Source organism: Luteibacter sp. UNCMF331Sha3.1 (assembly GCF_900109915.1).
In the GTDB taxonomy this organism is placed as follows: domain Bacteria; phylum Pseudomonadota; class Gammaproteobacteria; order Xanthomonadales; family Rhodanobacteraceae; genus Luteibacter.
The window spans coordinates 1,000,015-1,018,494 of the sequence record NZ_FOBU01000002.1 but is presented as its reverse complement, the minus strand read 5'-3'; the positions used below and the strand labels follow the sequence as shown (position 1 = coordinate 1,018,494).

The following is an 18,480-nucleotide window of genomic DNA, read 5'->3' as shown; positions in this document are numbered from 1 at the left end:
ACCGGTGGGAGCCAGCCTGCTGGCGATGGACGCTGGCGACGAGCACCCATCGCCAGCAGGCTGGCTCCCACCGAACTATGCGCCTATGACGTCACGCGCGACCAGAAGTCCTTCACGCCGTCGATGAACGTGTTCGAACGCGGCGTGTGCTTCGCGGCTTCCTCGCCCACGAACGTCGCTTCCAGCTGCGTCAGCAGCTCGCGCTGCTCCTTCGTGAGGCGCACCGGCGTTTCGACGACCACCGTGCAGATGAGGTCGCCCGTGCGGCCCCCGCGAACCGACTTCACGCCACGTCCGCGCAGGCGGAACTGATGGCCCGTCTGTGTTTCGGGCGGCACGTTGACCGACACTTCGCCTTCCAGCGTCGGCACCTGCAGATCGGTACCGAGCGCGGCCTGCGCGAAGCGGATGGGCATCTCGCAGTAGAGGTCGGAACCGTCACGCTGGAAGATCGCGTGCTCGCGCACGCGCACTTCCACGTAGAGATCGCCCGCCGGCGAACCGGCGGGGCCGGCCTCGCCTTGCCCCGTCAGACGGATACGATCGCCATTGTCGACGCCGGCGGGAATGCGCACGGACAAGGTGCGCTCTTCTTCGAGACGTCCTTCGCCGTGGCACTTCTTGCACGGCTTGTCGATCTTCTGTCCCGAGCCGTGGCAGGTCGGGCAGGCCTGCTGGATCGAGAAGATGCCGTTCTGCATGCGCACGCGACCGTGACCCGCGCACGTGCTGCACGTGGACACCTTGCCGTCTTCCGAGCCCGTGCCGTTGCAGTGATGACAGTTGACCTGCGTCGGCACCTCGATCTTCTTCTCGACGCCGAACACGGCCTCTTCGAGATCGAGATCCATCATGTAACGCAGGTCGGCGCCACGGCGCGCGCGCTGGCGGCCACCGCCGCCACCGAAGATGTCGCCGAAGATATCGCCGAAAATGTCGCCCACGTCGCCGAAACCGGCGCCATTGCCGCGACCACCGAAGCCGCCGCCCTCGAAGGCGGCATGGCCGTACTGATCGTACGCCGCGCGCTTCTGCGCGTCGGAAAGCACGTCGTAGGCTTCCTTGGCTTCCTTGAATTTGTCGATCGCCTCCGGGTCGTCCGGATTGCGGTCGGGGTGGTACTTCATCGCGACGCGACGAAAGGTCTTCTTGAGGTCGCCCTCGGTCACGGTGCGTTCGACACCGAGGACTTCGTAGTAGTCGCGCTTGCTCATGTCACGCTTGCTTTCCCTGGATGGACGAACGCGCCGGCGGGTTTCCCCTCGGCGCGAGCGTTCCGATCGATCACTGGAGTCGCGTCGCGGGAATCCACCCGCGACGCGCCGTTTCGCTCACCGGACGACTTACTTCTGGTCGCCCTTGACCTCGGTGAACTCGGCGTCCACGACGTCGTCGGGCTGGGCCGAACCGCCACCCGGGGCCGACTGCTGCGAGGTGTCCTGCGCGCCGCCGGACTGCGCCGCCGCGTACAGCGACTGCGCCACCTGCTCCAGGTTGGCGACCTTGGCTTCGATCGCGGCCTTGTCGTCGCCGTCCTTGACCTTTTCCAGTTCCGACACCGCGCCGTCGATGGTGGCGAGCTGCTCGGCCGGAATCTTGCCGCCGTGCTCCTTCAGCTGGCTGCGGGTCGAGTGGACCAGCTGATCGGCCTTGTTGCGGACCTGCACCAGCTCGTGGAACTTCTTGTCTTCCTCGCGGTTGGCTTCGGCGTCGGCGACCATGCGCTGGATCTCGTCTTCCGACAGACCCGAACCGGCCTTGATCTCGATCTTCTGTTCCTTGCCGGTCTTCTTGTCCTTCGCCGACACGTGCAGGATGCCGTTGGCGTCGATGTCGAAGGTGACCTCGATCTGCGGCATGCCGCGCGGCGCCGGGTCGATGCCCTGAAGGTCGAACTTGCCGAGCGACTTGTTGAAGCGGGCCTGCTCGCGCTCGCCCTGCAGCACGTGCACGGTGACCGCGGTCTGGTTGTCGTCGGCCGTGGAGAACACCTGCGACGCCTTGGTCGGCACGGTGGTGTTCTTCTCGATCAGCTTCGTCATCACGCCGCCCATCGTCTCGATGCCGAGCGACAGCGGGGTGACGTCGAGGAGCAGGACGTCCTTGACCGAACCGCCCAGCACGCCGCCCTGGATCGCGGCGCCGACGGCGACGGCTTCATCCGGGTTGACGTCCTTGCGCGCTTCCTTGCCGAAGAAGTCCTTCACGGCTTCCTGCACCTTCGGCATGCGGGTCTGACCGCCGACGAGGATGACCTCGTGGATGTCGGAGACGCGCAGGCCGGCATCGTTCAGCGCCGTGCGGCACGGTTCGATGGTGCCCTTGACGAGGTCTTCGACCAGCGCTTCGAGCTTGGCGCGGGTGAGCTTGATGTTGAGGTGCTTCGGACCGGACGCGTCGGCCGTGACGTACGGCAGGTTGATCTCGGTCTGGTGCGACGACGAGAGCTCGATCTTCGCGCGCTCGGCGGCGTCCTTCAGACGCTGCAGCGCGAGCTGATCCTGGCGCAGGTCGAAGCCCTGCTCCTTCTTGAACTCTTCGACGAGGTAATCGATGACGCGGTTGTCGAAGTCTTCGCCACCGAGGAACGTGTTGCCGTTCGTCGCCAGCACTTCGAACTGCTTCTCGCCGTCGACGTTGGCGATCTCGATGATCGACACGTCGAACGTGCCGCCGCCGAGGTCGTACACCGCGATCTTGCGGTCGCCCGTGGCGGTCTTGTCGAGGCCATAGGCCAGCGCGGCCGCGGTCGGCTCGTTGATGATGCGCTTGACCTCGAGGCCCGCGATCTTGCCGGCGTCCTTCGTGGCCTGGCGCTGGCTGTCGTTGAAGTACGCCGGCACGGTGATGACCGCTTCGGTGACCGCTTCGCCAAGGAAGTCTTCGGCGGTCTTCTTCATCTTCATGAGGACCTTCGCGGAGACTTCCTGCGGGGCCATCTTCTTGCCGTCGGCGGTCTGCACCCAGGCGTCGCCGTTCTCATGCGCGACGATGCCGTACGGCACCAGCTTGATGTCCTTCTGCACTTCGGCGTCGGTGAACTTGCGGCCGATGAGGCGCTTCACCGCGTAGAACGTGTTCTTGGGGTTGGTGACGCTCTGGCGCTTGGCCGGCGCACCGACCAGGACTTCGTTGTCCTTGGTGAACGCGACGATGGACGGCGTGGTGCGATCGCCTTCCGAGTTTTCGATGACGCGTGCGGTCGTACCTTCCATCACTGCGACGCAGGAGTTGGTCGTACCGAGGTCGATGCCGATGATCTTGGCCATTGAAGTTGCTCCGTATTTCTAAGCGGCCCCCGCGGCCGCGACTGTTTGTGAAAGTGGGGCCCTGCCCCATCGATTCAATACCTGGTGAGACTCCCCGACCACGCGGATACGGCGTGGCACGGGGCTTTGTTCAGTTGTCGCGCACCACGGCGACGAGCGCCGGACGCAGCAGACGGTCGTTCAGCACGAAGCCCTTCTGCACCACGGCGACGACGGTGTTGGGCGCGTGCTCGCTGGAATCCACCGAGCTGATGGCCTGGTGGTGTTCCGGATTGAACGGCTGATGCAGCGGATCGATCACCGTGAGGCCGTTGGCCTGCGTGACCTTTTCCATCTGCCTGAGCGTCAGCTCCAGGCCCTCGCGCAGCGCCTTCGCATCGGCCTGCTCGTTGGCGAGACCGAGCGCGAGACCGTCGTAGACGGGAAGCAGCTCGGCGAGCAGCTTTTCGTTGGCGAAACGGCGGGCCTGATCCAGGTCGCGCTGCAGGCGGCGACGCTGGTTTTCGATCTCCGCCCGCTCGCGCAGCACGGTTTCGCGTGCGCCGGCGAGCTCGATTTCGAGGGCGCCGAGCTTCGCGGTGAGCGCGTCGAGATCGGCATTCATGCCCTCGGCCGCACTGCCGTCCTGCGCCGTGTCCGGCACGTGGGGATCGTTGTTCTGCATGCTTACTCCAAATGTCAGCTTACCGGCCGCTCCTGTGAGCGGCCGAACATTCGCGGGAAATACTAAACCCGCCTCCCGGGGCGGTTTATGAGGTCGCCGCGGCGCGATTCAAGGCGTCGCTGAGCAATCCCGCGGTGGCTTGTACCACGGGGATCACCCGCTCATATGCCATACGCGTCGGTCCAATAACTCCGATCGCGCCCAGCATGCGGCCGTTCGTGCCGTAGGTGGCGGTGACGATGCTGCAGCCGTCGAGGGCGGAGAAACCGGACTCCTCGCCGATGAAGAGGCGCACGCCGGGCGCCTTGACGCACATTTCCATCAGCTGGAGCAGGTCGCGCTTCTGCTGGAAGGCGTCGAAGAGGTCGCGAAGCCGGTCGATGTCGGCCAGCTCGGAGTAGCCCATCAGGTTGGTCTGGCCGCTGACGAGGACGTCGTCGGCGTCGTCGCTGGCGAACGAGGCCGTGGCGAGCTCCACGGCCGCCGCGAGCATGCGATTGAGCTCGCCGCCGGCCTCGCGCAGCTCCGACGCCAGGTGCGCGCGGATGTCCGCCAGGCGGAAGCCGGCGAACTGGGCATTGAGGTAATTGGCGGCCTGTTCCAGCTCGCCCGATGCCAGCGGACGCGCCAGCTGCACCACGCGGTTCTGCACCTGGTTGTCCGAGAACACCAGGATCACCAGGACGCGGGCGTCGGGCAGCGACACGAAATCGATATGGCGCAGCGGAAAGTCGCCCTGCCGCGGCACGGTGACCACGCCGGCGAAGTGGGTCATCGCCGAAAGCAGGTTGGACACGTTGCCCAGGAGGTCGCGCGTGGTCGTCTGGTGCGGGGGCAACCCGCCCTGCAGGCGCGCCATCTCGTCGCGCGGCAGCGGTTTCAGTTCGAGCAGGCTGTCGACGAAGAGGCGCAGGCCGCGCGGCGTGGGAATGCGCCCCGCCGAGGTGTGCGGCGACGCCACGAGACCGGCGTCTTCGAGGTCGGCCATGATGTTGCGGATGGTGGCCGGGCTGACCTCGAGGCCGGACGACCGCGCGAGCGTGCGCGATCCCACGGGCTCGCCGTCCGAAAGGTATTGGGAGATCAGGGTCCGCAGGAGCCGGCGCGCGCGAGCATCGATGTCGTGACCGGAGAACGGATTCATGCGCCTGACTGGTTAGGATGAGGGGTGGATCGTCCCGGCTATCAATAAGGTCTCGGCCCTCCGCTTGCAAGTCTCGGCTTCTGCGACGCCGCTGCCGCTACAATCGGCGCGATTCCCTTTCGCCGCCTCGGTGCCCATGCTCACCTCGCTCTACGTCCGCCAGTTCGCCGTCGTCGAAGAAGCCGAAGTGGCCTTCGGCCCGGGCCTTACCGTGGTCAGCGGCGAGACCGGCGCCGGCAAGTCGCTGCTCGTGGACGCCCTGATGCTGCTGGCCGGCGCCCGCGCCGACAGCGGCATGGTGCGCGCCGGTTCCGATCGCGCCGAGCTGGCCGCCGAGTTCGACCTCGCCGGCCTGCCCGAAGCCACCGAGTGGCTGCGCCAGCAGGAACTGGACGACGGCGAGACGTGCCAGCTGCGTCGCGTGATCCGCACCGAAGGTAGCTCGCGCGGCTGGATCAACGGCCGTCCGGCCAGCCTGGCGCAGATGTCGGCGCTGGCCGCGCTGATCGTCGAGATCCATGGTCAACACGAACACCAGGCCCTGCTTTCGCGGCAGCATCAGATGGCGCTGCTCGACGCCTACGCCGGCAACGAGTCCCTGCAGGCCGCCGTCCGCGACACCGCCCGCGCATGGCGCGACGCCGTGGCACGCATCCGCACGCTGTCCGGCGGCGACGATCGCGAGCACCAGATCGACCTGCTCAGCCACGAGGTGGCCGAACTCGACCGCTGGGCGCTCGCACCCGCCGCGCTGGAAGACCTCGAAGCACAACACCGCCGCCTCGCCAACGCGGGCCGCCTGGCCGAAGGCGCCAACGGCGTCGTCGAGATGCTGGACGGCGAAAGCGAATTCGCGATCGGCCGTGCCCTGCTTCGTGCGCATGCCGAGCTCTCTCGGCTCGCGGAACTCGACGCCACGCTCGCGCCGACGCTCGACCTGCTCGACAGCGCGCAGATCCAGGTGGGCGAAGCCGTCGACGGCCTCAGTCGCTACGCGCAGGATGTCGAACTCGATCCGGAACGCCTCGCCGAAGTCGACACGCATCTCACCCACCTGCACGACCTGTCGCGCCGGTATCGCCTGCCGATCGAGGAACTGACGGCGAAGGCGGAAGAACTCCGCGAACGCCTGGCCGAACTCGAAGGTGCGGGCGACGCGCTGGAGCGCCTCGGCATCGAGCGGGATCGCCTCCGCGTCACCTACGACACGGCGGCGACGGCGCTGTCCGCGGCGCGTGCCGACGCGGCATCGCGTCTGGGCACGGCCGTGGCGGGCCTGATGGGCGAACTGGGCATGGCCGGCGGGCGGCTCGAAGTCGCGCTGGAACCGGCCGACGGCACGGATCCGGATCCGGATCCGCTGGGTCGCGAACGCTGCGAACTGCTGGTGAGCGCGAACCCCGGCCAGCCGCCCCGTCCGCTGCGCAAGGTGGCCTCGGGCGGCGAACTCGCCCGCATCAGCCTCGCGATCGAAGTGGCCACGCTCGGCAACGACAACATCGGCTGCATGATCTTCGACGAGGTCGACACCGGCATCGGCGGCGCGGTGGCCGAAGTGGTCGGCCAGAAGCTGCGCGCCCTCGGCGAGCGCGTGCAGGTGATGTGCGTCACGCACCTGCCGCAGGTGGCGGCGCAAGGTCATTCGCATCTGAAGGTGGCAAAGGAAAGCGACGGCGAAGCCACCCGCACCCGCATACACGCACTCGACGCCGCCGGCCGCCGCGACGAACTCAGCCGCATGCTCGGCGGCGTGGAGATCACCAAGGAAACCCGCGCGCACGCGAAGAAGATGCTGGACCGCGCGCAGGGCTGACACCCGCCCGATCGCACGCACGGCCGACGTATCGGCACGCCCGTGCAGGAGCGGACGTCAGGCGCGGATCAGCCCCCGCTCCTGCGCCATCCGGTAGAGATCCAGTTCCGACCCCGCGTTGAGCTTGTTCATCACCGCGGCACGGTGGATGTAGATCGTCTTCTGCCCGATGCCCAGTTCCGCCGCGACCTGCTTCGGCGCCCGACCGGCCGCGAGCAGCAGGAAGACCTCACGCTCGCGCGCCGTCAGACGGTTGAACGGATCGAGGTCCGCGGTGGTACGCCCCGAGCGTCGCTCGCGCAGATCGGAGCTGAGGTACTGATCGCCCCCGAGGACGGACCGCACCGCGGCCACCAGTTCCTCCGGCGCCACGCCCTTGGTGACGTAACCCTTCGCGCCCCGACGCAACGCCTCGGAAACGTAGGGCTCGCCGTCGTGCATGCTCAGCACCACGATCTTCATCCCGGGAGCGATGCTGCCGAGGTGCTCGATCAGGGGCAGGCCGCTGCCGTCCGGCAAGGACAGGTCGACCGCCACCAGGTCGGGCCGGTGCTGGGTGACCGCATCCACGGCCTCGTCGGCGTTGCGCGCTTCGGCGACGACGTCCAGATCGGGCTCCAGCTCGATGAGCCGCTTGAAACCTTCACGGACGATGGCGTGGTCATCTACTAGGACGATTCTTGGCATGGACAGAATGTAGCAGGCTCTCCCGACGCGTGCGTACGGGCAAGACCAGACAACGACTCCGCCCATCCGCCATGTAACATTCCGGCATGCGACTACTCGGTTCTTCCCGCTTCGCCGGGCCTATCTTTGCCATCGCCTACGCCGTCGCGTGGGTGATGCTATGGCCGACGGAGCAGCCCTATTGGGTACTGCCCTTCGGCTTGCGGTTCGGTGCCCTTCTGCTGCTGCGCACCCGCGACTGGTTCTGGATCCTTGGCGCCGAGATCGTGGCCAGCGCGTTCTGCGAATGGCGTAGCGGCCTGCCCATCGGCGGCGCCGGCTTCATGCTGGGCGACGCACCCGAGCCCCTGATGGTGGCCGCCTGCGTCTGGCTGCTGCGTCGCGCGCACCTGCACGCCAGCCTCAATACCCCGGAAGACGTCGCGCGCCTGCTGCTTTCCGCGATGGTCACCGCCACGGTCGCCACCGCGGGCAACGCCGCGATGATGGCCTCGATGCACCCCGCCGCCCCGGTGGAAATGCTCGGCACCACGTTCGGCAGCGACCTGCTCGGCAACTACCTCGGCGTCCTGCTGGTCGTGCCCGTCATGGTGCTCGTGTTCCGCGAGCGCCCCACGCAGGCGTCCCTGGCCGAGCTGCTGCTCGACGGCCTGCTGGTGATGCTGCCCTCGCTCGCGATCCTGATCACACTGGCCGAGTACTCGCCGCAGCCGCAGTTCGCCCGCGTGCTCTCGCTCGCCCCGGTGCTGTTCTTCGCCTTCCGCCACGGCTGGCGCGGCGCCGGCCTGGCCATGCTGATCACCAGCGTGGGCCTGAACGTCACCGAGGACATGATCGGCCGCGGGGTTCCCACGGCCGCCGCCCACCTCTTCCTCGCCGTGGCCGGCACCGGCACGCTGATGCTCGGCGCCGCGACGGATGCCCTCCGCCGCAGCAGCGAGAGGGTGGCCCAGCAGAACACCCATCTGGCGGCGGCTAACCAGCGGCTGGACCAGCTGGCGCGCCAGCTTCGCGACGCCGCCCGAGGCAACCTGCAGGCGGAGGAGAACCTGCGCAAGCACATGGCCGCGGAGCTCCACGACGAGCTCGGCCAGAACCTCACGGCCATCCAGACGCACCTGAAGCTCGCCCAGAACCGTCTCGGCAACGCCGGCCTGGACGACATCGGGGTGTCGATCAACGGCATCCTCGGTCACATGCGCCGCGCGCTGCACAAGATGCTGGACAGCCTGCGCCCCTCGGTCCTCGACGAGTTCGGCCTGTTCCGGGCGCTGGACGAGGGCCCGATCCGCGACATGCTCACCGCCGCGGGCATCCAGTACGCCACCGACCTGCGCGGCGAACCCCGCCTGCTCGACGACGACACCCTGACGGCGATCTATCGCGTCGTCCAGGAGAGCGCCACGAACGTCGTGCGTCATTCCGGTGCAAGTCGGATGATGCTGCGGTTGCGTATCGGCCTCCGTGATACCGGACCGGTCGCGATCCTCGATATTCGCGACAACGGCGCTGGCCTGCCGTCCACGCCCCGCCCCGTGCGAACCGATGGGGGAGGCCGTGGGCTGCAGGGTATGAGCGACCGCATTACCGCCCTCGGCGGACTCTTCCGCATCCGGCCAGAACCGGTAGGCCTTCACCTACGGGTGCTGCTGCGCAGCACAAGTATCGGATCCGACATAGGAAATTTTCCGATACCGGGTGGGTGAACGCTTCGTTAGCATCCCATTATCGATGTGGGGGAGCCGCCGTCGAGAGACGGTGAGCCCAGGTCGGTCGTGGGGACGATCGGCCTGATGAGGCGACAGGATGTCAGCCTCGCCGGTACGACATGGCAGTCCGCGATTCTGCGAGCAACTCGCGTTTCACGAGCCATGAAGATGCCGGATCAAGCCGCCGGTGGACAGGAGTCCACCGGCGGCGTTTTTATGTGCGCGTTTGGAGAATCTCACCCTCCCCCGAGCATATCCGGTGGGAGCCAGCCTGCTGGCGATGGGTTCGCCGGCAAGGCCATTACCAGCAACTGTCGCCCCACCGCGCAACAAAAAAGGCCCCGCAGGGCCTTTTCGCGACGAGCCGGTCGGCGCCTTAGCGCTTCTTCTTGGGCCGCACGTAGAGCACCAGGCTGTGGTCCTCGATGACGTAGCCATGGCGGTCGGCGATCTCGTGCTGGAGGCGTTCGATCTCCTCGCTGATGAACTCGATGACCTTTCCGCTGTCCACGTCGATCATGTGATCGTGATGCTTGCCGCGGTCGAGCTCGTAAACGGCCTGGCCGCCCTCGAAGTTGTGCTTCATCACGATGCCGGCGGCTTCGAACTGGGTCAGCACGCGGTACACCGTGGCAAGGCCGATATCCTCCTGATGGGAGAGCAGGCGCTTGTAGATGTCTTCAGCGGTGAGGTGGGGCTGATCGGCTTCCTCGAAAATCTGGAGGATGCGCATCCGGGGATGCGTGACTTTCAGGCCCGCCTTGCGGAGCTCTTTGGTTTCCTGGTCCATGGTAAGACCCCTCGCGGTGCCATAAGGCGCTTAGTGTATCATCACAGACTTCACGATCCGGACGTTACTACGCATGCATAAGCTCATCCGCACGCTGGGTTTGGCCATGATGGCGACCGCCATCGCGGGCTGTGGCCTCGTCTATACCCCCGACGTGCAGCAGGGCAACCTGCTCGACAAGAAGAACGTCGACCAGCTGCAGCCCGGCATGACCAAGCGCCAGGTGCTCGTGCTGCTGGGTACCCCGTCGGTGATCTCGCCGTTCGATCAGGATCGCTGGGATTACGTCTCGACCTTCTCGCATCGCGGCCGGAAGATGACGACCCGCACGCTCACCCTCACCTTCAACAACGACACCCTGGTCCGTACCGAGGGCGATTTCTTCGCTCAGGACGCCAAGGAGCTGCTGAAGGATTCCGAGAAGTACAAGGCCAACCCGACGGGCGGTGCCGAGGGCGACAAGAACACCAGCCCCAAAAAGGACGACGGCGACGGCGGCATCTTCGGCGGCGGCTCGTCGGACGACGGCAAGAAATAAGCGACCCGGATCAGGCGCCGCGCTTTGCGCGGCGCCGCCTCGCCTCCATCGGATCGAGGATCAGCGGGCGATACAGCTCGAGGCGATCGCCCTCCTCCAGCACACGGTCGGCAGCGACCTTCTTCGCAAAGATACCGAGCCTGCCCGGATCCGGCAGTACACCCGCCGGCAGCCCCGCCATGGCCCGCTCCGCCGCCTGCCATGCCGTGGTGCCCAGGGGTACCGTCAGCGGCAGTACCACCTGCCCCTCGGGCCCGGCGTAGGCGACCTCGATAGCGATCTCAGCCATACTGCCGACGCGCCTCGTCGCAGAAGTCGTCGACCATGCGGTTGGCCAGTTGCTGGAAACCCATCTTCAGCACGCTGCCGCCGAGGCCGGCGTAATCGAAATCCAGCTCCAGGGCGATCTTGCAGCCGACGTCGCCAAGGGCCTGGAAGGTGAAGGTGCCATCGAGCGAGCGGAACGGACCTTCCACGAACTTCATCGTGAGCCTTTCCGGACGCTGCATGGTGTTGCGGGTGGTGAAGTTCTGCTTGAGGCCCGCGAACTTGAGATCGAGGCGCGCCACCAGCACATCGTCGGCCCGCTCCACCACCGTGGCGGCGTCACACCAGCCGAAGCGCTTTGGGTATGCTTCCACATCGTTGACCAGGTCGAACATCTGCGCGGGCGTGAACGGCACGATCGCACTGCGGCGGATTTCAATCATGAAGACCTCGTCTGTTTCGCCGGCGCATGGATCCGCCGGCCTTGTATCAGGGACCCGATAGACCGATTTTAGCGGACATGGCAAAAGCGAAAGCAAAGGACACGGAAAAGGAAGGCCGCGGCACGATCGCGCTGAACAAGCGCGCGCGTCACGAATACCACATCGACCAGCGGTTCGAAGCCGGCATGGCGTTGCAGGGCTGGGAGCTCAAGTCGCTGCGCGCCGGCCGCATCAACTTCGGCGAAGGCTGCTACGCGATCATCCAGCACGGCGAGGTGTTCCTCGTCGGCGCGCAGATCCCGCCGCTGATCAGCGCATCCACCCACGTCGTCGCCAACGACCGGCGCACACGCAAGCTGCTGCTGCATCGCGAGGAGATCGACCGGCTGGTCGGCGCCGTCGAGCGCAAGGGCTACACCCTCGTTCCCACCGCGATGTACTGGAAGAACAACAAGGTGAAGTGCGAGATCGGCCTGGCCAAGGGCAAGCAGGACCACGACAAGCGCACCGCGGAGAAAGAGCGCGAGTGGGCCGTCGACAAGCAGCGCGTCATGCGCGCCCACAACCGCAAGGCCTGACCTGAACAGCCGGCCGACGCCCATTGTGGGTGTCATGCGCCGGCCATATACTGATAAGCGTAGTCACACCACGTTTTTCCCCGGGGGTGTTCTGGTTTCGACGGGGGTAGTGCGATCTACTGGTGCATGCCGAGGGGGTGGCTTTCCTCGTTAATCCAGCTGCAAAACATATAGTTGCCAATGACAACTACTACGGTGACAACTCGGTGGCTCTCGCCGCCTAAGCTGTCCGGCCCTTAAAACCGGCCAAACCCCCGAACCGGTCTTGTGCTCATGCTCGCCGGTGTAGGGTCACTATCATGAGACCGCCGAAAGACCCTCCGTCTGTGGGTCTGACGCTAGACCAATCAGATATGTTCGTCGGTGCGCTTAGCACGCCGTGCTGCTGACGAACGAGATCTAACGGTGAGCTAAGCATGTAGATCTGGGGATTAAACGCCTCCGGACGCGGGTTCGACTCCCGCCACCTCCACCAATCGACGCTCGGGCCAAGACCTAACCTCTTGGCCCGATTGCGTTTTTGGGGTTTGATTTCGACCTGAAACGCCCATCCACGAGGTATCGTTTTGGGTATCGTTTTGTGCCGAAGCCCTATTTCATTCCGCGGCCGTCGGGTCTGTATGTCCGCTTCCTGGTTCCCGTCCACGCCCGGTCCACTTGGGGCGCACGCTTCATCCTGAAGTCCCTGGGTGGCCGTCGTGGCGATGAAGCCCGATTGGCCGCAGCACGGCTGGGCTATGCTCTGGCCGAGTTTTTCAGTGGACTGAAAGTCATGGGGAAGAACGGGAAGTCAGCCGACGCCGGCGCCGCCATGGCTTACGTCCATATTGATGGCCGACGCATCCGGCGCCGGATCACCGACGACCCGGATCAGTGGACGGATCACGCGCGCTACCAGGTCGAAGAACGCCTGGATGGCAGTTGGGTGATCATCGCCGACGGCCCCGAAGACCATGAGAACGCCATGGACATGGTGCGCCTCTTGCGCAGCATCCCGCCCGACCCGCAGTTCGTTCGCACCCGCCTACCGCCTCCGCCCGCCGATGGCCCGATGCTGGAGCAACGGGTCGAACTGTTTCTGGAACAGTTCAACCAAAAGCAGCGCGCCGAAGCCAACAAGTTGGATACCGCGTTCACCATGCGCCTTTTTGTCGGGATCGTGGGCGACAAGCCGCTGGCGAACGTCGGCGCCGAGGATATGGACCGCCTACTGGATGCGCTGGCCCATTGGCCACCGAACGCATCGAAGCGGTCGCCTTACAAAGATCTGTCTCCTCGGGAGGTGATCATCGTGGCTAAGCGGAATGATGAGGCGCCGATCAGCCTACGCACCCGGGAGAAACATCTTGACCGGCTCCGGGTCTTCTTCAACTGGTCGCTGGAACGCCGGGACATTGACCGCAATCCGTGCGCGTCCATCCACGTCATGACGCGGGAACAGGAAGACACACAGAGCCGTCGGGCGTTTACGCCTGCCGAACTCGGCACCATTTTTAATCCGGCGTTCCGTGAACTGTATTGCCGGACGCCGGCCCAGTGGTGGGTCCCTGCCCTCGCGCTGTATACCGGCGCCCGAGTCCAGGAACTCGGACAGTTCCACACCGAGGACGTGGAGGAAGTGGCAGGCATTTGGGGGCTCCACATCGCCGCGCGGTTTCCTGGCCAGCGGATCAAGAACCGGCAGTCCAAACGGTTCGTGCCGATCCATCCCGCACTGCTGGGAGCCGGTTTTTTGGATTACGTGGCTCAGGTGCGGAATGAACTGGGGAGCGGCCCCCTTTTCCCGGGTCTGGGTGCCAAACCAGGGGACGCGATCAGCGACTGGTTCAATCGCACCTACCTGCGCCAGCGCTGCCGCATCCAGGGCGAGGGCCAGGTGTTTCACTGCTTTCGGCATACCTTTTCCACGGCAGCCGACCGCTTGAACATTCCGGAAGGACGACTGGCCCGCATCACGGGACACAGCCAGGGCAACTCGGTGCTGCGTGGCCACTACATCGATGTGCCGACCTTGTCCGAGCGCGCTGCGGCAGTGGCACAGATCACCCACAGCGCGGTGATCCTCCAGCTTTACAATCCGGAAGCCTTTGTTGACTTCTTCGACCGTATCAAACGAAGAAAGCGCCGAGAAAAGGCCGTATTAGATCGCCGAGCAAGGTCACAAATGGAAGTCACTTAGCGCTGAAGCGGGATAGCCCGCCCCTTCCCAATACGCATGGAATGCCATTGTTGATTCCATGCCGCCAGCAAGTAAGGCCAGCCCAATGCCAGATCGACCTGTGTGCGAGCATTAAAGGCCGCGGGCAGCAGCATGGTCGGCCTCGACCCAGCGGCGGTGCTTTACCGAGAGCACACTCAAAAGCAGTTCCTGGGTGTTCACGTGGAGCCCGGAGAACAGTTCCTGCTCAGAGACGAGGGTAAGGCCAAGGCAGGCCTTCAACACATCGTGAAGGTCCTTGCTGACCGTGACGGCCTGTTCCGCGGAAAGCCGAATGTCAGCGAGTGCGGCTCTCAGGACCAGCGTTTTAGACGATGTGCTATGGACGGCAGAGGACAGGTCCCCGTAGAGGCGGTTTAGATCGCTCATCATCGGTTTCGCCTTACCGTGGAAGCATTCCAACCACGCACAGTGATCTCGGAGCGTCTTGAGCTCTAAGTAATACTTCGAACGGCTGTGGAGCCACCTATATTCGACGGGATGATCCCGGAAATAATGATGGCGCCAGAAGTTTTCCAGAATGCTCCGCAGATAGAACCGAGCGCCCCGAGCGTCGCCGCCAATCAGCACATGGACGATATGGATAGCGTCCGATGAAATCTCTTGGAGAAATATCCTCTGATGCTCTTCAAGGGTCGCGGCGGCAGCCCGGGAAAGTTGAGTGAGGCAGGCCGCATATTTGTGAGCGGAAACGAAGAGAGCCTTTTGCTCTTCAGGTGCCTCAAGCCGCGACTTGTCCGCCGCCTCCCAATAATCCTTGAAATCCCGCTTTATCTGCTCTCTCGCAGACACGGCCGTCGAAGCACGGCCGGCTGGTGCGGCCGAAGCTTCTATCCCGACAGGAATAGCGGGATCGGCTGCCATTAGAGCGCCTTAATGAGAGATTTCCATTGCGATACAAAGCCGGCAGGCTTGCGTGATACGAATTTACCGAGCCTTTCCCGGAACTCCCTCTTTTCCGAATCGGACAGCGTCATGACATGCTTCATCACCCGCTGAACATACCGCTCTCGCGATTCTTTGTGCTTGGCCGCAACCGAAGCCGGAAGGAACGCGGATATTTCCTTAACACTCGGGAAGAGAGACTTGTCCTGAAGTAATGAAAACAGGGCCCGATCATTCCACGCGCCCGTTCGACCGGGAGCAGGCTCGGGCAGTAAATCTGGCAACTCAACTTCGAGCGGACCGAGCTCTGCCGAGTCGGCCGTGGTCCGACCCGGCGCCGCGCCATGGAGGCCTGTTAGAAGTTCAATCGCCCGTCCACCGATTTTGGCGTCGTCTGGTCGCAATGACTTCTTCATGCGTGCCAGTTCTTCGTCTGTAAACTCGGAGGCCAAGTCGTAGAGTCTAGCCAGGAGATAAAGATACCGTTGTCTCGGCGTCCCAGTGGTCATACGTATTCAGCCCTGTCTGTAAACTCTGCGCAAATCTTAGCAAGCGGCGCCCTTAGCAGGGCGCTCGTCTTGTGGAAACTTTGTAAGGGGCTATTGTCCTCCACCGCCTCCGCCACTCCGGTCGTCTGGATGATTTGTCCATCAAACACCTCGCCCGGGTATTCCCGACGAACCTGATCCATCGTCGTTCTCATCGCCTCGGTCTGACGGACCTGCGTGAACACTAGGCCTAACCTCGGGAGTTCTTGGCCGGATCTCTCCTCGTAGTCGAGCATAGCCTTGTCAAGGAGAGGCAGACCCAGAACAGAGAGCGGATCCGGCTTCACAGGCACAAGATAGGCATCGGACGCCAAGAAAGCGCTGTAACTAAACAACGACGCCGTGGGTGGGCAATCAATCAGGATATAGTCATACGCGGAGCGCACGCGCTCTAAGAAAACCCGGAGCCTATTTTCCGTTCCTCGCGGAGCCGCATCGAGCTTCATCAACTCCAACGTAGAGGGGAGAACATGCAGCTCAGAGCCGGAATGCTGAACGTGGATGATCGAAGTTACTGGTGTCGGCTTCTGGAAAGCTGCGGCTTGATTTCCGTGATGGAATCCAGCAGGCCCATTCGGCTGAAAAATGCTAAGAACAGTGTGCTTGTTCTTCACCCAGTCAAGGTAAATGTCGGCCTTCACCACCCATTGGGTGGCGTTGAACTGTGGATCAATATCCACCAGCAGGACCTTCTTGGTCTTTGCCAACTCCCAAGCCATCCCGATAGCGAGCGTGGTCTTTCCAACGCCGCCTTTCATATTGATCAGGGAAACGATCTTAGCGCTCACTCATACCTCCAAGCCGTAGCCGGATGTTAGCCGATACATCCGCGACTTTAGCGCGTGCGCTTACCGGTCCGGCCTAAGCAGGGCAGCCGCTGGTCGAGGTGCAGCGAGCAATCTCCGTTCCAGCTCTCTAATGAACTCCTCCCAGTCCGCCCCATAGACAGCAACCAGACGGCGACAGACCAACAGGTCCACTCCCCTCTGCCCCAGCTCGATCTCCGAAATCGTGGTCTGGCTCGTGCCGAGTTTTTCGGCTACTTCGTCCTGGCGCATTCCGGTCGCTAGGCGCAGTTCCCTAAGCAAGCCGCAGAGGACGGTTTGCTCGGTCTTGTGGACGCTGGTGAGTTTCGGAACAGGCTTCTTTGGCATGCGGACCTCGGCGGACCCCGCACGCTAGTCCCAGCGTGTGTTTACCCTAGTTTCAGGCATGCACCCGAAAAACGGGTGTAAGCTTCGTGACGCGCCGCTGATGGCGCTCTTAGGAACAGGGACCATGTTGGATTGGACGATCGGTGGCAGAAGCCGCCCGCTGGCTTGCACCTTGGTTTTGGCCATCGTCGGGGCGTTGGGGCCTTCTGCCCACGCCGCGACGCATTACCTGACCGTTATTAATGACGACGCCGTCCCGGCCACCTCCGTTGAGGCCGCGCCCACGGGAACCAACGACTACCGCCCATTGGACACGGCCGGATCGCTCCAGGGCGGCCGGGCAGGCCAAGTTATGGTCGCCTTCCCGGACGGCCAGTGCGTGTTCGATCTCCGGGTGACCTACCCCGATCGCGGCCCGCTGACCGTCACTCAGTGGAACATCTGCCGCCAGCCCACGCTGTATCTGGGCAAAGCCCGCCGCGCCGGTATCCGCCAAGCCGACCCGCACTAAGCCCCCTGACCTATCAAGGAGGAAAAGATGCCTTTTATCGCCGTTTTGGTGGTGGCCTGGGTGATGGTGACCGGGCTGCTTCTTGTCCTGGGCGCGCCTTTTACAGTCTCGGCCATCCTGGCGTTTGTGCCCGCCCTCATGACGGGCGGGTTTACCCGCCTGCGTTGGGGTCCCCAGCCTTTGAAAGAACGCCAGTTCGCTGCGAAGAACGAACCGCCACTGACGGCAACCTATGCCGCCGACCACATTGCCTTGGACATCACGACCCAGCGGCTTTGGCTGAAAGACCTGCGTGGCCGCACCTACATCCTTGATCGGGGCGAGATTGCGGCGTGGGAGCACACCTGGACCGATGTGGCCAATGGCTTCGGGAAGCGATCCAGGATCCGCAACGAAATCGCCATCCGAACCCGCCGGTTGGAAACCCCTGTGATCCAAGTGGCGTTTCGGCGCTACTCCGACGCCTTCAACGGCAACCGGAACTTCGAACAAGCGTCCGAGTGGCAGAACCGACTGACCATCTTCCTCAACGAGTAATGGACAGAATGCCGCAGGACGCGCGCCAAGGCGCTCTTGTGCCCGATCTGAAGGCCGACAATCCGACTTCGGCGGGACGGCGGATCATGACAAGGTGACGTGCCACGTCATCCGTGGAAGGGGCGCCGGTAAGCCACGAGAGTGGCTGGCGGTCGAGAGTATCCGGAACACGGCGGCGAGTAACCGGTAAAAATATGAGAAGGGTGACAGGGGGTTACTGGCTTTTCTGTATTAACACCTATAGACCCTACATACTCTCCCGGTCTCGTTTGCTGGTCAAAAAATGACCATTTCGAAGCGTGATAGGGGTGGCTCGGCATCGGCTCATCTACGTCACCCTCCCACAGCCGTCGAGGGAGTCAAGTCAGCGTAGGAAACTGCGTAAGTGCTTGCGGAGGCTCGAAACGTGACGCGCATCACGCGTTTTCGGCAGAAAACGCCAGCGGATGCGGTTGACGTTTTCGATGGTCGGCCTACAAAACGGCCCCCTTCTTCACATTGTTCGCCCATGCCCTCCGCCGGCCTTCCTCTATCACCCGCTCGTCCGCCGCTCTACCACCTCCATACGGGGCCAGACGGCGCGATCGATTTCTCGCCGACCTGCGCCGAGGGGCACGCCCTCGGCATGCAGATGCTGGAGCGCATGTGGGAGATGGACCGGATCCGGGACGCGTCGACCAGAGACGTGGCCGGACCTTCGGTGGCGGTATCCCTGCCCCGGGCCC

19 protein-coding genes and 1 other RNA gene are annotated in these 18,480 nt (G+C 64.0%); 8 read left to right on the top strand and 12 right to left on the bottom strand.

What is annotated here, in order from left to right; translation table 11 throughout:
- Nucleotides 1–83: 83 nt before the first annotated feature.
- The 4 genes from dnaJ to hrcA all read right to left on the bottom strand — a co-directional run bounded on the left by dnaJ (nt 84) and on the right by hrcA (nt 5,077).
- Entirely contained in the window at nt 84–1,214 is a 1,131-nt protein-coding gene (gene dnaJ, locus BMX32_RS13085; protein WP_089979431.1) for a molecular chaperone DnaJ, read from the bottom strand.
- Between the two features lie 129 nt (nt 1,215–1,343).
- A complete protein-coding gene (gene dnaK / locus BMX32_RS13080) occupies nt 1,344–3,269 on the bottom strand; it encodes a molecular chaperone DnaK (RefSeq protein WP_089979429.1) in 1,926 nt (641 codons plus the stop codon).
- 130 nt (nt 3,270–3,399) lie between these two features.
- On the bottom strand, nt 3,400–3,933 hold the full coding sequence (gene grpE, locus BMX32_RS13075; RefSeq protein ID WP_089979428.1) for a nucleotide exchange factor GrpE: 534 nt from the start codon (nt 3,931–3,933) through the stop codon (nt 3,400–3,402).
- An 85-nt stretch (nt 3,934–4,018) separates the two neighbouring features.
- On the bottom strand, nt 4,019–5,077 hold the full coding sequence (hrcA, locus tag BMX32_RS13070) for a heat-inducible transcriptional repressor HrcA (RefSeq protein WP_089979427.1): 1,059 nt from the start codon (nt 5,075–5,077) through the stop codon (nt 4,019–4,021).
- A 136-nt stretch (nt 5,078–5,213) separates the two neighbouring features.
- Between hrcA and recN the strand changes: the two genes are divergently transcribed.
- Nucleotides 5,214–6,890: a DNA repair protein RecN gene (gene recN / locus BMX32_RS13065; protein ID WP_089979425.1), complete on the top strand. Its 1,677-nt coding sequence runs from the start codon at nt 5,214–5,216 to the stop codon at nt 6,888–6,890.
- A gap of 57 nt (nt 6,891–6,947) precedes the next feature.
- Here recN and BMX32_RS13060 read toward each other — a convergent pair whose 3' ends face one another.
- The gene (locus BMX32_RS13060) at nt 6,948–7,577 is read right to left on the bottom strand and encodes a response regulator transcription factor (protein ID WP_029214050.1); all 630 of its coding nucleotides are present in this window, start codon (nt 7,575–7,577) and stop codon (nt 6,948–6,950) included.
- 86 nt (nt 7,578–7,663) lie between these two features.
- Here BMX32_RS13060 and BMX32_RS13055 point away from each other — a divergent pair, with 86 nt between their 5' ends.
- Nucleotides 7,664–9,283 carry an MASE1 domain-containing sensor histidine kinase gene (locus tag BMX32_RS13055; protein WP_089979424.1) on the top strand — a complete coding sequence of 540 codons (1,620 nt, stop codon included), beginning with the start codon at nt 7,664–7,666 and terminating at the stop codon, nt 9,281–9,283.
- Between the two features lie 379 nt (nt 9,284–9,662).
- On the opposite strand, the gene fur is transcribed toward BMX32_RS13055, so the two are convergent.
- A complete protein-coding gene (gene fur / locus BMX32_RS13050; RefSeq protein ID WP_029213983.1) occupies nt 9,663–10,076 on the bottom strand; it encodes a ferric iron uptake transcriptional regulator in 414 nt (137 codons plus the stop codon).
- Nucleotides 10,077–10,149: 73 nt separating this feature from the next.
- Here fur and bamE point away from each other — a divergent pair, with 73 nt between their 5' ends.
- Nucleotides 10,150–10,614 (top strand): outer membrane protein assembly factor BamE, encoded by a 465-nt coding sequence (gene bamE, locus BMX32_RS13045; protein ID WP_029213982.1) that lies wholly within the window; start codon nt 10,150–10,152, stop codon nt 10,612–10,614.
- A 10-nt stretch (nt 10,615–10,624) separates the two neighbouring features.
- Here bamE and BMX32_RS13040 read toward each other — a convergent pair whose 3' ends face one another.
- Nucleotides 10,625–10,903, bottom strand: coding sequence for an RnfH family protein (locus BMX32_RS13040; protein WP_089979422.1), 279 nt, complete (start codon nt 10,901–10,903; stop codon nt 10,625–10,627).
- Nucleotides 10,896–11,324, bottom strand: coding sequence for a type II toxin-antitoxin system RatA family toxin (locus BMX32_RS13035; RefSeq protein WP_029213980.1), 429 nt, complete (start codon nt 11,322–11,324; stop codon nt 10,896–10,898). The genes BMX32_RS13040 and BMX32_RS13035 overlap by 8 nt, the downstream gene beginning before the upstream one ends.
- Nucleotides 11,325–11,401: 77 nt before the next feature.
- Here BMX32_RS13035 and smpB point away from each other — a divergent pair, with 77 nt between their 5' ends.
- The 3 genes from smpB to BMX32_RS13020 all read left to right on the top strand — a co-directional run bounded on the left by smpB (nt 11,402) and on the right by BMX32_RS13020 (nt 14,081).
- The gene (smpB, locus tag BMX32_RS13030; RefSeq protein WP_029213979.1) at nt 11,402–11,902 is read left to right on the top strand and encodes an SsrA-binding protein SmpB; all 501 of its coding nucleotides are present in this window, start codon (nt 11,402–11,404) and stop codon (nt 11,900–11,902) included.
- An 82-nt stretch (nt 11,903–11,984) separates the two neighbouring features.
- Nucleotides 11,985–12,377, top strand: a transfer-messenger RNA (tmRNA) gene (ssrA, locus tag BMX32_RS13025).
- Nucleotides 12,378–12,482: 105 nt separating this feature from the next.
- Nucleotides 12,483–14,081, top strand: a complete 1,599-nt coding sequence (locus BMX32_RS13020; protein ID WP_139206732.1) for a site-specific integrase — start codon at nt 12,483–12,485, stop codon at nt 14,079–14,081.
- Nucleotides 14,082–14,192: 111 nt separating this feature from the next.
- Here BMX32_RS13020 and BMX32_RS13015 read toward each other — a convergent pair whose 3' ends face one another.
- The 4 genes from BMX32_RS13015 to BMX32_RS13005 all read right to left on the bottom strand — a co-directional run bounded on the left by BMX32_RS13015 (nt 14,193) and on the right by BMX32_RS13005 (nt 16,707).
- On the bottom strand, nt 14,193–14,984 hold the full coding sequence (locus BMX32_RS13015) for a hypothetical protein (protein ID WP_089979420.1): 792 nt from the start codon (nt 14,982–14,984) through the stop codon (nt 14,193–14,195).
- Nucleotides 14,984–15,421 carry a hypothetical protein gene (locus tag BMX32_RS18480; protein WP_139206731.1) on the bottom strand — a complete coding sequence of 146 codons (438 nt, stop codon included), beginning with the start codon at nt 15,419–15,421 and terminating at the stop codon, nt 14,984–14,986. Before BMX32_RS18480 ends, BMX32_RS13015 begins: the two co-directional genes overlap by 1 nt.
- Nucleotides 15,422–15,510: 89 nt before the next feature.
- Entirely contained in the window at nt 15,511–16,341 is an 831-nt protein-coding gene (locus BMX32_RS13010) for a ParA family protein (RefSeq protein WP_089979418.1), read from the bottom strand.
- A gap of 60 nt (nt 16,342–16,401) precedes the next feature.
- The gene (locus BMX32_RS13005; protein WP_089979416.1) at nt 16,402–16,707 is read right to left on the bottom strand and encodes a helix-turn-helix domain-containing protein; all 306 of its coding nucleotides are present in this window, start codon (nt 16,705–16,707) and stop codon (nt 16,402–16,404) included.
- A 124-nt stretch (nt 16,708–16,831) separates the two neighbouring features.
- Here BMX32_RS13005 and BMX32_RS13000 point away from each other — a divergent pair, with 124 nt between their 5' ends.
- Nucleotides 16,832–17,218: a hypothetical protein gene (locus tag BMX32_RS13000; RefSeq protein ID WP_089979415.1), complete on the top strand. Its 387-nt coding sequence runs from the start codon at nt 16,832–16,834 to the stop codon at nt 17,216–17,218.
- 27 nt (nt 17,219–17,245) lie between these two features.
- Complete coding sequence (locus tag BMX32_RS12995) at nt 17,246–17,755, top strand: hypothetical protein (protein WP_089979414.1); 510 nt, start codon at nt 17,246–17,248, stop codon at nt 17,753–17,755.
- Nucleotides 17,756–18,480: the final 725 nt, after the last annotated feature.

What these genes read in the sequence shown, in the direction of transcription:
- dnaJ (WP_089979431.1), bottom strand. Translation starts at nt 1,214, where the DNA reads ATGAGCAAGCGCGACTACTACGAAGTCCTCGGTGTCGAACGCACCGTG.
- dnaK (WP_089979429.1), bottom strand. Translation starts at nt 3,269, where the DNA reads ATGGCCAAGATCATCGGCATCGACCTCGGTACGACCAACTCCTGCGTC.
- grpE (WP_089979428.1), bottom strand. Translation starts at nt 3,933, where the DNA reads ATGCAGAACAACGATCCCCACGTGCCGGACACGGCGCAGGACGGCAGT.
- hrcA (WP_089979427.1), bottom strand. Translation starts at nt 5,077, where the DNA reads ATGAATCCGTTCTCCGGTCACGACATCGATGCTCGCGCGCGCCGGCTC.
- recN (WP_089979425.1), top strand. Translation starts at nt 5,214, where the DNA reads ATGCTCACCTCGCTCTACGTCCGCCAGTTCGCCGTCGTCGAAGAAGCC.
- BMX32_RS13060 (WP_029214050.1), bottom strand. Translation starts at nt 7,577, where the DNA reads ATGCCAAGAATCGTCCTAGTAGATGACCACGCCATCGTCCGTGAAGGT.
- BMX32_RS13055 (WP_089979424.1), top strand. Translation starts at nt 7,664, where the DNA reads ATGCGACTACTCGGTTCTTCCCGCTTCGCCGGGCCTATCTTTGCCATC.
- fur (WP_029213983.1), bottom strand. Translation starts at nt 10,076, where the DNA reads ATGGACCAGGAAACCAAAGAGCTCCGCAAGGCGGGCCTGAAAGTCACG.
- bamE (WP_029213982.1), top strand. Translation starts at nt 10,150, where the DNA reads ATGCATAAGCTCATCCGCACGCTGGGTTTGGCCATGATGGCGACCGCC.
- BMX32_RS13040 (WP_089979422.1), bottom strand. Translation starts at nt 10,903, where the DNA reads ATGGCTGAGATCGCTATCGAGGTCGCCTACGCCGGGCCCGAGGGGCAG.
- BMX32_RS13035 (WP_029213980.1), bottom strand. Translation starts at nt 11,324, where the DNA reads ATGATTGAAATCCGCCGCAGTGCGATCGTGCCGTTCACGCCCGCGCAG.
- smpB (WP_029213979.1), top strand. Translation starts at nt 11,402, where the DNA reads ATGGCAAAAGCGAAAGCAAAGGACACGGAAAAGGAAGGCCGCGGCACG.
- BMX32_RS13015 (WP_089979420.1), bottom strand. Translation starts at nt 14,984, where the DNA reads ATGGCAGCCGATCCCGCTATTCCTGTCGGGATAGAAGCTTCGGCCGCA.
- BMX32_RS18480 (WP_139206731.1), bottom strand. Translation starts at nt 15,421, where the DNA reads ATGAAGAAGTCATTGCGACCAGACGACGCCAAAATCGGTGGACGGGCG.
- BMX32_RS13005 (WP_089979416.1), bottom strand. Translation starts at nt 16,707, where the DNA reads ATGCCAAAGAAGCCTGTTCCGAAACTCACCAGCGTCCACAAGACCGAG.
- BMX32_RS13000 (WP_089979415.1), top strand. Translation starts at nt 16,832, where the DNA reads ATGTTGGATTGGACGATCGGTGGCAGAAGCCGCCCGCTGGCTTGCACC.
- BMX32_RS12995 (WP_089979414.1), top strand. Translation starts at nt 17,246, where the DNA reads ATGCCTTTTATCGCCGTTTTGGTGGTGGCCTGGGTGATGGTGACCGGG.